Origin of the sequence: Ruminococcus sp. NATIVEDY161 (genome assembly GCF_045819895.1) — a bacterium.
In the GTDB taxonomy this organism is placed as follows: Bacteria; Bacillota; Clostridia; order Oscillospirales; family Acutalibacteraceae; genus Ruminococcoides.
This window is the reverse complement of record NZ_CP162392.1, coordinates 175,690-190,850: the sequence shown is the minus strand read 5'-3', so window position 1 is coordinate 190,850 and position 15,161 is coordinate 175,690. Positions and strand designations below refer to the sequence as shown.

11 protein-coding genes and 1 riboswitch are annotated in these 15,161 nt (G+C 44.6%); of the genes, 7 read left to right on the top strand and 4 right to left on the bottom strand.

Annotated elements, in window-relative coordinates; all coding sequences use genetic code 11:
* Positions 1-137, top strand: a riboswitch (cobalamin riboswitch).
* Between the two features lie 121 nt (positions 138-258).
* The 4 genes from AB1I50_RS00855 to AB1I50_RS00840 are packed head-to-tail and all read left to right on the top strand — an operon-like array spanning position 259 to position 6,371.
* Positions 259-2,094 (top strand): dockerin type I domain-containing protein, encoded by a 1,836-nt coding sequence (locus tag AB1I50_RS00855; RefSeq protein ID WP_407724336.1) that lies wholly within the window; start codon positions 259-261, stop codon positions 2,092-2,094.
* Positions 2,091-2,909: a DUF4430 domain-containing protein gene (locus AB1I50_RS00850; RefSeq protein WP_407724335.1), complete on the top strand. Its 819-nt coding sequence runs from the start codon at positions 2,091-2,093 to the stop codon at positions 2,907-2,909. Before AB1I50_RS00855 ends, AB1I50_RS00850 begins: the two co-directional genes overlap by 4 nt.
* Position 2,910: 1 nt before the next feature.
* A complete protein-coding gene (locus tag AB1I50_RS00845) occupies positions 2,911-3,789 on the top strand; it encodes an energy-coupling factor transporter transmembrane component T (protein WP_407724334.1) in 879 nt (292 codons plus the stop codon).
* Complete coding sequence (locus tag AB1I50_RS00840; RefSeq protein WP_407724333.1) at positions 3,762-6,371, top strand: ATP-binding cassette domain-containing protein; 2,610 nt, start codon at positions 3,762-3,764, stop codon at positions 6,369-6,371. The genes AB1I50_RS00845 and AB1I50_RS00840 overlap by 28 nt, the downstream gene beginning before the upstream one ends.
* 39 nt (positions 6,372-6,410) lie before the next feature.
* On the opposite strand, the gene AB1I50_RS00835 is transcribed toward AB1I50_RS00840, so the two are convergent.
* Complete coding sequence (locus tag AB1I50_RS00835; protein WP_407724332.1) at positions 6,411-7,283, bottom strand: methionyl aminopeptidase; 873 nt, start codon at positions 7,281-7,283, stop codon at positions 6,411-6,413.
* A gap of 154 nt (positions 7,284-7,437) precedes the next feature.
* Here AB1I50_RS00835 and AB1I50_RS00830 point away from each other — a divergent pair, with 154 nt between their 5' ends.
* From AB1I50_RS00830 to AB1I50_RS00820, 3 genes are read left to right on the top strand one after another with little or no spacing between them, the layout of a single operon-like run.
* Positions 7,438-8,142, top strand: a complete 705-nt coding sequence (locus AB1I50_RS00830; protein ID WP_407724331.1) for an N-acetylmuramoyl-L-alanine amidase — start codon at positions 7,438-7,440, stop codon at positions 8,140-8,142.
* A gap of 12 nt (positions 8,143-8,154) precedes the next feature.
* Positions 8,155-9,519 (top strand): DNA repair protein RadA, encoded by a 1,365-nt coding sequence (radA, locus tag AB1I50_RS00825; RefSeq protein WP_407724330.1) that lies wholly within the window; start codon positions 8,155-8,157, stop codon positions 9,517-9,519.
* On the top strand, positions 9,516-10,172 hold the full coding sequence (locus AB1I50_RS00820; RefSeq protein WP_407724329.1) for a DUF6873 family GME fold protein: 657 nt from the start codon (positions 9,516-9,518) through the stop codon (positions 10,170-10,172). The genes radA and AB1I50_RS00820 overlap by 4 nt, the downstream gene beginning before the upstream one ends.
* Positions 10,173-10,406: 234 nt before the next feature.
* Here the strand turns inward: AB1I50_RS00820 and AB1I50_RS00815 are convergent, their stop codons facing one another.
* The 3 genes from AB1I50_RS00815 to gdhA all read right to left on the bottom strand — a co-directional run bounded on the left by AB1I50_RS00815 (position 10,407) and on the right by gdhA (position 14,775).
* Positions 10,407-11,387 (bottom strand): tyrosine-type recombinase/integrase, encoded by a 981-nt coding sequence (locus AB1I50_RS00815; RefSeq protein ID WP_407724328.1) that lies wholly within the window; start codon positions 11,385-11,387, stop codon positions 10,407-10,409.
* Positions 11,388-12,113: 726 nt separating this feature from the next.
* Complete coding sequence (locus tag AB1I50_RS00810) at positions 12,114-13,301, bottom strand: hypothetical protein (protein WP_407724327.1); 1,188 nt, start codon at positions 13,299-13,301, stop codon at positions 12,114-12,116.
* A gap of 142 nt (positions 13,302-13,443) precedes the next feature.
* Positions 13,444-14,775 carry an NADP-specific glutamate dehydrogenase gene (gene gdhA, locus AB1I50_RS00805; RefSeq protein ID WP_407724326.1) on the bottom strand — a complete coding sequence of 444 codons (1,332 nt, stop codon included), beginning with the start codon at positions 14,773-14,775 and terminating at the stop codon, positions 13,444-13,446.
* Between the last annotated feature and the right edge of the window lie 386 nt (positions 14,776-15,161).

Genomic DNA, 15,161 nt, shown 5'->3' with positions numbered 1-15,161 from the left:
AATATTTACAGCTTATGCGTTTTTTCGTGGTTTTCCGCGAAATGTAATAGAGAATGCGGTGAGAATCCGCAGCAACTTTCATTACTGTATTTGGCACAGCCATAAGTCAGATCGCTGCCGCATAGGCTTGGACTTGCATTCTTGGATAAGAAGAAGCGCAGCCGCCATAATCTCCTATGTTTCGCAGGGGATTATACTGTTGTGCTTTTCTATGTTGTATTAGAAAAGCATTTTTGCTTTTAAATAGGAGGTAAATATATGAATACATTAAAAAAATCCGTCTCGGTACTGCTCGCATTATTATGCGTTTTTTCTGTAATAAGTTTCGCAGTTACAGCACACGCCGCAGACAAACAAAAGGTTAGGGTTATAGTAAAAAACACCACCTTCTCAAAAGCCGACGGCGCGGCTTGGGACGGCGTTATGCTTGACGATTATGTAACGCTTACACAAGGCTCGTCAATGCAGTCGGTCGTAGAGGACGCGCTCAATAATAACGACTGCGCCTATACTATGAACGACTGGGGATATCTCAGCACAATCAACGGGCTCAGCGAATATGCCGCAAACGGCTCAGGCGGATGGATGATGACGCTTAACGACTGGTTCACAAGCGAAGCCTCAACCGCCTATACCGTGGAAAATAACGGCATTAAAAACGGCGACGAGATTGTTGTGATGTACTCTCTTTACTGGGGAGCTGACCTTGGCAGTGCTTGGGGCAATACCGACACTCATTTAAGCAAGCTAAGCGTTTCAAACGGCACTCTTGACAGCGAATTTGTGCCTTCAAAAACCTCGTATATGCTTACAATCGACAATGACGAGGGCGTAAAAATCACACCCGAAGCCATCAATAAAAACTATCAGGTTCGTGTATATAAAAACGAATATCAGCCCGAAATAAACGGTGCAGAGCTTAATAAAAATGCTGAAATTGACGTTAAAAACGGCGATACTCTATATATCGGAATAGGCAGTGAGCACTGGCCGACAATGGAGACGACCTCAAACAAGACGGTTTATGAGATTAAAATTCATAAAACCGCATTGAATAAGGTTGAAAGCAAGCTAGAAAACACAGCGGAAAACTTACTTTCAAAATCCACTTCGGTAGGCTCAATCGGCGGAGAATGGGCGGTTATCGGGCTTGCAAGGGCAGGTCATATCACTCCCGAATATGCCGATAATTACTACAACAACGTTATTACATATGTGAAAGAAAACGGCTCGGCACAGCTTCACCGCACAAAGTCAACCGAAAACTCACGTGTTATTTTGGCGCTTAATTCAATCGGCAAGGATGTAACGGATGTTAGCGGTTATAATCTTTTAGAGCCCCTCGGAGACTTTGATTATGTCAAAAAGCAGGGCTTAAACGGCGCTATGTGGGCGTTAATCGCGCTTGACTCGAATGGTTATGAGATTCCCGAAGTTGATTGTGAAAACCCGGCTACACGCCAAAAGCTGATTGATTATCTTATTGAAAAGCAAACGACAAAGGGCGGTTGGGGCTTTAACACAACAACTCCGTATATCGACTACACAGGTATGGCCGTTACCGCTTTGGCGCCTTACTACAATACAAATGATGATGTAAAAACTGCGGTAAATACCGCGCTTGATTTGATGTCCGAAAGCCTTGAAAGCGTTAATTCTCCCGAGTCCTTCTCGCAGATTTTAACTGCACTTTGTGCCCTCGGTATAAACCCCGAAACCGACGCTCGCTTTGTAAAGGACGGCAAAACTATTATCGACCGCATTTTTGACTATGAGTGCGAAAACGGCTTTAAGCACTTTATCGACGGCGAATACAATCAGATGGCTACCGAGCAGTGCTTTTACTCGCTTGCGGATTTTGTACGCTTGACCGAGAACAAAACCTCGCTTTACAGTATGGCAGATGCGTTTTATGATGTGAACGGAGATTATAAAATCGACATAAACGACGCTCTGCTTATTCAAAAATATGTGGCGCTTATGGCGGATTTCACCGAAGCTCAGGTGAAAAATTCCGATATCAACCTTGACGGCTTTGTTACTATCGGTGACGTTACAAGCCTGCAAAGATACCTTGTCGGACTGGGAATATGATTAACTTTATTAAGAAATATAAAATTGCTTTAATCGCTTGTGCAATCGCAGTCATTGTCTTAGCTGTTGCGTTTGTTTTCGGCGGAAACAGCGCAAATAAAAGCTCCGAAACACCCGACAGCACACAGAGCGTTACTGCTTCGACAGAAACCGTTACAACTTCCGAAACAACGGTAAACGCTACTGTAGGCACTACGGTACAGCCTGCAACGGATAGCACTGCTTCAACCACTCAGCCTGCTACCGAAAAGCAAAATCAAAATACAGTTAAGCAGAATAATAAAACCGAGGTTAAGGAAGAACAAAAAACTGTTGAAACACAGCCTGCTACCGATAAATACAAAACCGAGCCCATTCCACAGGGTAAGCCAAAGCCTGTTGAACCCCAGGAGCAGACGGTATCTGACGACAAGATATACTGCACCTTTTCAATCTCCTGCGCAAAAATCCTTGAAAGTCCCGAGGTGATTGACGACAGCATTGCGGACGTTGTACCAAAGGATGGCTGGATTTTCAAGCCTCAAAAAATCGAGATTAACGAGGGAGAGTCGGTGTTTGATATTCTGCTTAGAGTGTGCAAGGATAATAACATTCACACCGAATATTCCTGGACGCCTGTTTACAATTCCGCATATATTGAGGGTATCGGCAACATCTACGAATTCGACTGCGGAGAGCTTTCTGGCTGGATGTACAAGGTCAACGACTGGTACCCGAACTACGGAAGCTCGCGATATGTGGTTAAGAACAACGACGTTATTGAATGGAACTACACCCTGAACTCGGGCAGAGATTTGGGCAAGGATTACGACTGATATGAACGACGCTTTTAATAAAATTCACCCCTTTACAGGGCTGTTGTATTTTGCCGTGGTAATCGGGTTTTCAATGTTTTTTATGAACCCCGTATGTATCACGCTATCGCTCTGTTGTTCTCTTTTGAGTGCCGTAATAATCACCGGCAGGCGCGCTTTGGGGCTTACGGTGAAGTTTATAATTCCGATGATTTTGCTCGTGATGATAATCAACCCTGTCTTTAACCACAGGGGAGCGACGATAATTACATACCTGCCGTGGCAAAATCCGCTCACGCTTGAAGCTATACTTTACGGAATTGCTTCGGCGGTGATGTTCAGCTCGGTAATTTTGTGGTTTTCGGTATTCAACACCGTTATGACCTCGGACAAAATAATTTGTCTTTTCGGCAGGATAATTCCGTCCTTAAGCCTTGTGATCTCAATGACCTTACGCTTTGTGCCGAGGTTCGTTTCTAAATTCAAAGAGCTTAAATCGGCGCGCATTACTCCGCAAAAGCAGGGCTTTATTATAAAGATGAAAATTCTTTTGAGCGAATTGTCCGTTATGCTCTCGTGGTCGCTTGAAAGCTCGATAGAATCGGCAGATTCAATGAAAAGCCGGGGTTACGGCATTAAGGGCAGGACGGCTTATAATATATTTAAGTTCAGAAAAACAGACGTCATTATAATCACGGCACTGATTATCTCCGCACTTACAATGATTTTGCTTATCGCTTCCGGAACCGGCAAATACAGCTTTTATCCTGTTTTCAAAATCGAATTCAGCGGTGCTTTTAGCGTGCTGTTTTATGTAATTTACCTCGGAATTATGCTGATTCCGTCAATTACAATCGCTTGGGAGGGCTTAAAATGGAAGCAATTACAATCCAAAATTTAAGCTTTGCCTATCCAAATGCGGAAGAAAAAGCGTTAAAAAATATAAATATAACGATAAACAACGGCGAGTTTATCACGTTATTCGGTTCATCGGGAAGCGGAAAGACATCTTTATTAAAACTGTTAAAGCCGGTTTTGTCACCTCACGGCGACAGGGAGGGAAGTGTTGAGCTTTTCGGAAAGGATATTTATACGCTTTCGCTTGAGGAACAGAGCTCTAAAATCGGCTTTGTCGCGCAAAACCCCGACAGTCAGATTGTCACCGACAAGGTGTGGCACGAGCTTGCCTTCGGACTTGAAAGCCTCGGGCTTGACAACGGCACAATCAGAAGGCGTGTTGCCGAGACGGCATCGTACTTCGGAATAGAAAAATTTTTTGAAGCGGAGACGTCTAAGCTCTCGGGCGGTCAAAAGCAGATACTCTGCCTTGCTTCCGTAATGGTTATGCAGCCGCAAATCCTTATCCTCGACGAGCCGGCAAGTATGCTCGACCCGGTTGCGGCTTCGGAGTTTTTATCGCTTGTAAAGCGCATTAACAACGAGCTGGGTATAACCGTGATTATAACCGAGCACAGACTTGAAGAGGTTTTGCCGTACAGCGACAGAGTTTTCGCGCTTGAAAACGGCGATGTTTTATCATTTGATACTCCCGAAAACACCGGCTATAATTTAAAGAACAATAAAGATATTTATCAAAATCTCCCTGCTTCAATGCGGATTTGGCGTGAAGTGTCAAGTGAGGGGAAATGCCCCGTCAACATCAGTCAGGGGCGTGATTTTCTTGCGAATTACAGCAAAACTCATAAGCTTAACAAGCTTTATCCGGAAGATAAAAATTTAAGTGATGATAGTGCAATCGAGCTTAAAAACCTAAGGTTTAGGTACTCAAAGGACGGCTCGGACGTAATTAAAGACCTTTCGTTAAGTGTTAAGAAAGGCAGTTTTTACGCCATAGTCGGCGGAAACGGTGCAGGCAAAAGCACCTTGCTCACTCTCATAAACGGAGTTAACAGACCGTACAGCGGTAAAGTTACCGTAAACGCTCGAAATACGGCTTATTTACCGCAAAACCCTGCTCTTATACTTACGGGCAAAACCGTGCTTAAATCGCTCTATGACACGTTTGTCGGCTCGGAAATTGATAAGGACGAACAGAACAAGCTTGTCGGCAAGGCTGTATCTGCCCTCGGGCTTGAAAGCTTAATTAACCGCCATCCGTTTGATTTGTCGGGCGGAGAGGTTCAGCGTGCGGCGATTGCGAAGCTTCTCTTATTAAATCCGCAAATCCTCCTGCTTGACGAGCCTACAAAGGGGCTTGACGCGCGTAATAAAATAAAGTTTGCAAAGATAATTAAATCCCTTAAAAGCTCAGGCGTGACGGTCGTAATGGTAACTCACGACATTGAGTTTTGCGCAAAGTATGCCGACACCTGCTCAATGCTGTTTAACGGCGAAATCACATCAACAGGCACTCCGCGCGAGTTCTTCTCAGAAAACAGCTTTTATGTCACTTCGTCCTCGAAAATCTCAAGGGGTATTATCGACAATGCGGTAACTGCCGAGGAAGTAATTTACTGCTGTACAGGCAAAAGGGAAGAGGACAAGCCCGATGACAGCAACAGCTTTTTTATCGGCAATCAAGATGTCGAAATAAAAGAAAAAAACAAGCCCAAAATGCCGCTTTATAAAAAGATAACTGCGGTAATCGGAGCGTTGCTCTTGATTTTCGGAATATTATTTAATGTCGACGCGCTCGGTTTTATCAGACCTAAAGACTTTAATTTTATCGTTAATTTTCTGTTTATAGCCGTGCCTTCGGCAATTTTGATGTTCTCGTTCAGCCCACTTACAAAGGCGAAAGATAGAGCAGGGGAGACAAAGGACAGCAAGCTTCCAAAGCGCACAATAGCGGCGGCGGTGATGATACTGCTGTTAATTCCGCTCACAATTTTCATCGGCACGACCTATCTTGACGACCAAAAGTACCTTTTTATCTCGTTACTCGTTTTGTTCGAATGTATGGTGCCGTTCTTTTTGGTGTTTGAGGGGCGAAAGCCTCAGGCGAGAGAGCTTGTAATAATTGCCGTGCTCTGCGCGATTGCGATAGCCGGAAGAACGCTTTTTATCGCGCTTCCGCAGGTCAAGCCCGTGCTTGCTATAGTCATAATCTCAGGAGTTGCCTTCGGCGGAGAAACAGGCTTTATGGTCGGTGCGGTGACAATGCTTGTGTCAAATTTTTACTTCGGTCAGGGCGCGTGGACGCCTTGGCAGATGTTTGCGGCGGGAATAATCGGCTTTTTGGCAGGCGTGCTGTTCAAAAAGGGCCTTTTGTACCAAAGCAGAGGCGTTTTATGCGTGTTCGGGTTTATAGTAACGGTCGTAATTTACGGCGGTATAATGAATTTTTCTACGCTTATTTTAACGCGTTCACCGGTTAATTTTCAGACGGTCACGGCGTATATGCTCCAAGGCTTGCCGCTCGATATTATACACGGCTTTTCCACCCTTGCGGTGCTGTTTTTCCTTGCAGAGCCAATGCTCGAAAAGCTCGAGCGAGTTAAAACCAAATACGGATTATTATAAAAGAGGACGTGCAGAAAAATGCACGCCCTTTATGTTTGTTTAATATGAAATTATCTCATATCCGTCCTCGGTGACAAGCACCTGAATTTCCCACTGTGCAGAGGGTGAGCCGTCCTCGGTGTAGATTGTCCAGCCGTTATCCTCGTCCGTAAAAATCTCGTGACTGCCCATATTAATCATCGGCTCGATCGTGAAGATAAATCCCGGAACCATCAGCATTTCGGTATTCTTTTTGCTTACATAGCTGACCCACGGTTCCTCGTGAAATTCCAGACCGATACCGTGACCGCCGACTTCTCTTACAACCGAATAGCCCTTGCTCTTGATAAAGTCGTTAACAGCCTGTCCCATATCTCCGAGGAAGCCCCACGGCTTAACCTGCTTTAAGCCCTCGTCAAGCGCCTGCTTTGCGGCTTCTACAAGCCTGCGCTTATCCTCGCTCACCTCGCCGATACAGAACATTCTTGACGAATCGGAAAAATAACCGTTCAGCTCGGTTGAGCAGTCAACGTTAATTATATCTCCGTCCTTAAGAATAATGTCCTCGCTCGGAATTCCGTGACAAACCTCGTCATTTATCGAGGTGCAAACGCTTTTCGGAAAGCCCTGATAGTTTAAGGGAGCAGGAATTCCGCCCATTTTGGTTGTGATGTCGTACACCCAGCGGTCAATCTCGGCAGTTGAAATCCCTGCCTTGATATGCTCGGCAACGTAATCGAGCACGGCAATATTAATCTTCGCGCTCTCCTTGATTTTCTCAATCTGTTCTGCGTTTTTAATTATGCTGTGGTCGGGGACAATATGCCCCTGAAGCTCAATTTCCTCAATTCTGTCATCAAATCCTATGTGGCATTTTTTGTACTTTTTGCCGCTTCCGCACCAGCACAAATCATTTCTTCCCGGTCTTTTCATAGCAATCTCCTTACATTAAAATCATATAAATTATATCATTTATTGCAGTGCCTTACAAGTTATATTTTGTTTTTATTGCTAAGTTTTCTTTTTTGATGTATAATGTTTGTAATAATGCAGTCTTTTTCCGCGTAATTTACAGCGGAGGGATTGTATGTTAAAAAAGATATTATGTATTTCTGCCGTAGTTCTTCCGCTAACCGTTTTTATGCTGTTGATGGTGATGTCAGGTTCAAAAATCAGGCTCGAAACCTCGGCTCAGCCGCTTAAAAATATGCCGAAAATTTTAATCGACCCCGGCCACGGCGGACAGGACGGCGGAGCGGTCTGCAACGGCGTTTTGGAAAAGGACATTAATCTGCTTATTTCAAAGGATAGCGCAGATTTAATAAGGCTTATGGGCTTTGATACCGCCCTTACGCGCGATAGCGATAACTTTGTATCCGACAGCGGAAGCAATGTTAAGGAGCGAAAGCTCAACGATATGAAGGCGAGATCAAAGATGTATAATGCTGATGAAAGCAACGTGATTATCAGTATTCATCAAAACAAGTTTTCCGACAGCAAGGCTCACGGTTCTCAGGTGTTTTACTCACCGAATAACGAGCTGAGCAAATCCCTTGCCGAAAGTATGAAGCGCTCGGTAAATTCAATGCTCCTGACAGGGCTTGACAGGGAGTGCAAAAAGGCAGGCAATGATATTTATCTTCTCAAAAACACCAACAAGCCTGCGGTTATTGTGGAGTGCGGCTTTATCTCGAACTTTGAAGAATGTCAAAAGCTGAAAAGCCGTGAATATCAAAAACAGCTTGCGTTTTGCGTGACGGCAGGTCTGCTCGAATATTATAACTCAAATTAAGGACGTGTAAAAATGGCTAAGATTAAAAGCGTTTATATTTGCTCCGAGTGCGGCTATGAGTCGCCCAAATGGTACGGAAAATGTCCGTCCTGCGGAGAATGGAATACAATGAACGAGGAGATTAAGGACACCTCAAAAAGCTCTCCCACGGTAAAAAGCCGTTCGTTTTCGTCATACGCCAAGCCGTATTCGATTACCGAGATCTCGACCGATGACGAGCACCGTTACGACACCGGCTGTAAGGAGCTCAACCGCGTGCTCGGCGGCGGAATTGTAAAGGGAAGCTTGATTTTGCTCGGCGGCGACCCGGGAATAGGAAAATCCACCGTGCTTATGCAGATTTGCCAGTTTATGGGAAGCTCGCTTAAAATCCTCTATGTTTCGGGCGAGGAGAGCAAGCGCCAGCTAAAACTGCGCGCAAACAGATTAGGGGTAAATTCTCCTAACCTTTACGTTATGACCGAAACCGATGTTGAGGTTGTCTGCGAGCAAATCAAGAACGTCAAGCCCGATTTGGTGATGGTCGACTCTATTCAGACTATGAACCTTACAGAGCTGAATTCTTCACCGGGAAGCGTTACCCAGGTGCGCGAGTGCACAAATATGCTTATGCGGACAGCCAAGGGAATGGACGTGCCGATGTTCGTTGTCGGCCACGTCAACAAGGAAGGCTCGATTGCAGGCCCCAAGGTGCTCGAGCATATTGTCGATACCGTGCTCCACTTTGAGGGCGACAAGCAAATGGCTTGCAGAATTTTGCGCGCGGTTAAAAACCGCTACGGCTCTACAAACGAAATCGGCGTGTTCGAGATGACCGACACAGGCTTAAAAGAGGTCGAAAACCCGTCCGTAATGCTGCTTTCGGGCAGACCGAAGAATGTTTCGGGAACGTGCGTAACGTGCACCATAGAGGGCTCACGCCCGATTTTGGCGGAAACTCAGGGACTTGCCACTCAAAGCGGCTACGGTAATGCCAGAAGAATGGCTACAGGCTACGACTACAACCGACTTTCTATGCTCCTTGCGGTGCTCGAAAAGCGCGCGGGGTATTATTTCTCGAACAATGACGCTTATATCAACATCGTAGGCGGTCTCAGGGTGGACGAGCCCGCGATTGATTTGTCGATTGCGATGGCGCTTATCAGCAGCTTAAAGGACACTCCTGTTGACGAAAATGCCGTGGTTTTCGGAGAAATCGGACTTGCAGGCGAAATCCGCTCGGTTTCTCAGGCTCAAATGAGGATTAACGAGGCTGTAAGGCTCGGATTTACGCGCATTGTTCTGCCGTATCACAACCTAAAGGGCGTTCACTGCAGTGATGCAGAGCTAATCGGAGTACGAAACATAAGAGAGGCGTTTGAGGCTGTCAGCGTATGAAAAGCCTGATAATCAGCCCCTTGTACCCTTGCTTTTGCAGAGAGCTTGCGGAATATGGGTATGATATAATTCCTTCAAAGAAAATAGAAGAATTTGCCGAACCCGAACAGCTCCATGCGGATATGCAGGCTCTGCGCATTAACGACAGGCTGTTTACCCTGAAAAACTGCGCAAAAAAAGCAGGGGAGAAGTACCCTGAAAACGTACTGCTCAACTGCCTTTTTATCGGGAATACGCTCTACGGCAGGCTTGACAGCGTTGATGACACCGTGCTTGATTACTGCCGTGAGGAAGATATTAAACTTGTAAATGTAAATCAGGGATATACAAAATGCTCGTCTTTGCAGGTTGCCGAAAATGCGGTTATCACTGCGGACAAGAGCATTGAAAAAGCGCTTAAAAATAACGGGGCAGAGGTGCTGTTGATTTCGCCCGGCAATATCGAGCTCAAAGGCTTTGATTACGGCTTTATAGGCGGCGCAGGTTTTTATGACAACGGCACGGTGTACTTTTTCGGGAACGTTAAAAATCATCCCGATTATGACAAGATAAGACAATTCTGCACAGCTTATAATTCTGAAATAGAAATATTGTGCCAAGATATGCCGTTGACGGATATCGGAAGTGCGGTGGTTTTAAGTAATAATAATTAAAGCCTCTCGCAATTTTTCCTTTACATTGTAGGGGCGGACCCGTGTGTCCGCCCGGGAAACGTGTGCCGTAATTACCGTACAATCCGTTTTTTTCGCGATAAACGGACGTTTAATTCAGCACACAAAAATACATCTGAGATTATAATGTTTTGTTCCTGTCCCTCGGGCGGACACACGGGTCCGCCCCTACGGTGTAAATTAAATGTATGCGTGATGGGGGAGCCTTTAAAGACTTTATTCTTCCTTTTTATGAACGCCGGACAGGGGATTTGCCTCTGCGGCGTTTTTCATTTGCTCATTGCTCAGGTGGGTGTAAATCTCGGTTGTGCCTAAGTTTTCGTGCCCTAAAACATCCTTTAAAACTCTTACGTCAACACCACCGTGCTGGTACATCAAGGTTGCGGCGGTATGGCGTAATTTATGGCAGGAGTAGCCCTGAGAGGAAAGACCGATTTTTTCCAGATACTTATATACCATAGCCTGAATTGTCTTGACGGACATACGGTTGTTATTCCGGCTGATAAACAGCGCGTTTTTGTCCTTCACCTCGTCAACAGGGCGGACGCGCATATAGTCGTTAACCGCGTCAATACAAGCCTGATTTAGGTAAATTACACGTTCCTTGTTGCCCTTACCGAGAATTCTTACGGTATTGTCGGAGCGGATATCGGTGTAATTTAAGCCTGCCATTTCTGACACACGCAATCCGCAATTCAAAAACAGCGTGATAATCGCGTAGTCGCGCTCTTTATAAGCGCCTTCAACGGCGTTCAAAAGCTCAATGCTCTGCTCCAATGTCAGGTACTTTGGCAGAGCCTTTTTCTTTTTGGGGAGTTCAAGCTCCTCGACAGGGTCGGAAGAAAGGTAATGCTTTTTCTTGGTGATGTACTTAAAAAAGCCCTTCAAGCTCGAACACTTGCGTGCACGGGAAGAGGCGTTCAGCTCACGGTCATTGTACAAATAGCTCATAAACTCATACGCGTCATTCAGGGTTATTCTTTTCAGAAAATCAATATCAATATCTTTAATATCAATTTCTTCAAATTCAGTGTCTTTTGGAACAATTTTATAATAGAGTTTCAGATAACGGAAGAACATTCGCAAATCCAAAAAGTATTCGCTTACGGTTTTTTTTGATTTTTGCCGGACGGTTCCTTGATAAGTTAAATATTCCTTTAAGACAGGAAACGACTCGTCACGAAAATCAACAGCCATAAAATCACCTTCTGATTTTTGATATTTATATAATAACACAAAAAGGTAGGGGTATAATTCTAAATTAGAATAATTATACAAAATGAATATTTTGTATAATTGAGGGGAGAAGGTTACTGATAGAGTTTAGAGTTTAATTCTTTTATTGAAACGTTTGTTGATAACCGTAGGGGCGGACTGAAATGTCCGCCCGAGGTCGTTCATTTAAAGCTATCAAATTAAATCAAATCTTCGGACGAGAACAAACGTCTGCTATAATGACAGCCGCAAGGGCTGTCACTCATCACGCATACATTTAATTTACACCGTAGGGGCGGACCCGTGTGAAATTCCCCTGTCAGGGGAAATGTCGCGTAGCGACAAAAGGGTTGCCGTCCGGCTACGGACGCCCGAGGGTCAGGAACAAAACATTATAATCTCAGATGTATTTTTGTGTGCTGAATTAAACGTCCGTTTATCGCGAAAAAAACGGATTGTACGGTAATCACGGCACACGTTTCCCGGGCGGACACACGGGTCCGCCCCTACGGTTATCAACAAACGTTTCAATAAAATAATTAAACTCTAAACTCTTAACTCTAAACTCTAAACTCTCAACTCCAACCTGCTCTCCTCTACTTTGTTAAATATTTAACAATATTATCTAAAAGCAACACCGCAATAAATCTGCGGTGCTGTGATTATAAACGGACATTTCCATAAAATATACTTATTCCTTATTCCTTATTACTTAGAGCTGTTGTGCTCTTTTATCAATTTCAACCCTTCGAGGTCTTCACCGAGTTCAATGTTGTTTTTATTATTTTCAGGATTTGCCTCGTCAATTACCGTGACTGCGCCTACGGGCGTTTCCTTTAGCAAATCATCACAGGTTTTGTAGAGCTTGCGGTAATAGTCAGCCGCCTCGTCCCAACGGCGCTTTTGCTCTGAGGAAAGCTCAGTCTCCCCCACTCCGTACTTATCCCTGATAATCGAGCCCAGATACTCGGTAAACTTTGCCGAGCCATAGGCGTTCAGGTGCTGAACATTGTAGTAAAGCTCAGGCGGATAGCTCATTGTAACGGGATCGCGCTCGAAGTTAATGAAATCAAAGCCATAGGATTTTATAATCTTCCCTGCCCTGTTTGTCATACAAAAGCTCTCGTAATCGACCTCGCGTTCAAGGTGCGGAGCTCTGAAAAAGACAATTTTAATCTCATTCTCCTTGCAGTACTGTAAAACTTCCCTGAGCTTTTCCTCGCTAAACGGCGTTAAATCCGCCTCGGTGTTGTCATTTACCAGCTTTTGGTTAAGATACTGTTCATCATAACCGCACTTGCCGATGTTCGATTTATAGCCCTTTAGCAGAGTATAACCCCTGAAATGCTGGCTGATAAGCGGCGAAAGGAATTTTATTCCGCCCGGGTACTCATCCCAGCAGGAGTGATATTTTATGAGCGGCAGGATATATTCCTCTTTGTTTTCGGGATTGAGCCTGTCGATATATTCAAGTTTATTTTCACCAAGCGGAACGGCGTCAATGTACTTTCTGATACTTCCCTCGTTGTGCTCGTTGCTGTCATCGGGATAGATAAACGGATTTACCTCAACCATAATCAGCTTAGGATTTTGAGTGCGCTCAATCTCTTTAATCTGAGTAAGAGCCGCGCCTGCGGTTACAGAGGCGGTTGCGTACGGATAGCTTGTAAAGCCGAACTTCTCATAGGCAAGCCCCGGAGAAAAGCCTGTATAAAGCTCGCTCGCACCTGTCAGCACAACGTCAAGAGAGTTTTCGTCCTCGAGGTAAAAGCCGTCAATCCTGAGCTTGTTGTGGTCGATATGGCAGAGCACAAAGTTCTGCAAAAACAGCGTGAACAGTGTGACAATCAAAAGCAGAGATATTAACTTGACCGTTCTTAATAAATACTTTTTCATACCTAATATTATAAATCATAAAGCAAAAAAGTCAACATAAAAAGCTTGCGCACTTTAGCATTTAATTATAATTATATATCAAATAAAAAACAGGATACGGATTTTTACGTCCGTACCCTGCCGAAATATAAATTAAATCAGATTAGCAAACGCCCTGCTGGATCATAGAGTCAGCAACCTTAACAAAGCCTGCGATATTAGCGCCTACTACAAAGTTATCCTTGTAGCCGTACTTCTCGGCAGCCTCTGAGATGTTCTTGTAGATGTTCTCCATGATGTCCTTAAGCTTAGCGTCAACTTCCTCGAATGTCCATGAAAGTCTCTGAGAGTTCTGGCTCATTTCGAGAGCTGATGTAGCAACACCGCCTGCGTTAGCAGCCTTACCGGGAGCAAACAGGAGACCTGCGTCCTGAATAAGCTTTGTAGCCTCAAGAGTTGTAGGCATATTAGCGCCTTCTGCAACAGCATAGCAGCCGTTAGCGATAAGTCTCTTAGCGTCATCCTCAGTAAGCTCGTTCTGAGTAGCGCAAGGCAGAGCAACGTCACACTTAACAGACCAGTCGAACTTGCCCTCGGTGTACTGAGAGTTAGGTCTGTAGTTCTTGTACTCAGAAAGTCTTGCACGCTTAACTTCCTTGATTTCCTTGATAGCCGCGAGGTCGATACCTTCCTCGTCATAAATCCAGCCTGTTGAGTCAGCCATTGTAACAACCTTCGCGCCGAGCTGAGTAGCCTTTTCTGTAGCGTAAATAGCAACGTTACCCGAACCCGATACGCAAACGGTAGCGCCGTTTAATGACTTGCCGTGGTCTTTGAGCATAGCGTCTGTGAGGTAAAGCAGACCATAGCCTGTAGCCTCTGTACGAGCGAGTGAACCGCCCCAGTTGAGACCTTTACCTGTGAGAACGCCCTCATAAACGTTTCTAATTCTCTTGTACTGACCGAACATATAGCCGATTTCACGGGCACCTGTGCCGATATCTCCGGCGGGAACGTCAGTGTCAGCGCCGATGTGCTTGCAGAGCTCTGTCATAAAGCTCTGGCAGAAGCGCATAACCTCGTTATCGCTCTTGCCCTTGGGGTCAAAGTCAGAGCCGCCCTTGCCGCCGCCGATGGGAAGACCTGTCAGCGAATTCTTGAAAATCTGCTCAAAACCGAGGAACTTGATAACGCCGAGGTTTACCGAGGGATGAAGTCTGAGACCGCCCTTGTAGGGACCGATGGCGCTGTTGAACTGAACGCGGAAGCCGCGGTTAACCTGAACCTTGCCGTTGTCGTCAACCCAGGGAACTCTGAACATAATAACTCTCTCGGGCTCGGTAATTCTCTCGAGAATACCGTTTGCCTCGTACTGAGGGTTCTGCTCAAAAACAGGCTCGAGCGATGTGAGAACCTCTGTAGCCGCCTGAATAAACTCAGGCTCAGCGGCATTTTTTGCTTTAAGCTTTTCAAGCTGTTCGCTAACGTATGACATAGTGATGTCCTCCTTAAAATAAAACATTTAAAATATAAACAAATTCAAGGTGTTGAACAGCGATATTTGCAGGAACAAAAATCGTTTCTTTCAACAACGTTACTATAATACTATATTATATTAATTTTTGCAAGTGCTTTTTGCAAGTTTTTTTAAAAATATTTCATATTTTAACGTTTTTTACGAAATTTCAGCCCGATTTTGCAGGAAAAGGCAGTAAATTTACGTCAAAAATGCAAATATAAACGTTTGATATACAGTTTAAAATCTTTTGTATAATTCAAGCCCTTTCTTTCCACAGCACTTTAAACATAACTTTTAGTTGCATTTGGACATATTAACATGTTATAATAATGTTAAAAGTAAAATTATACAGATAGTAATAA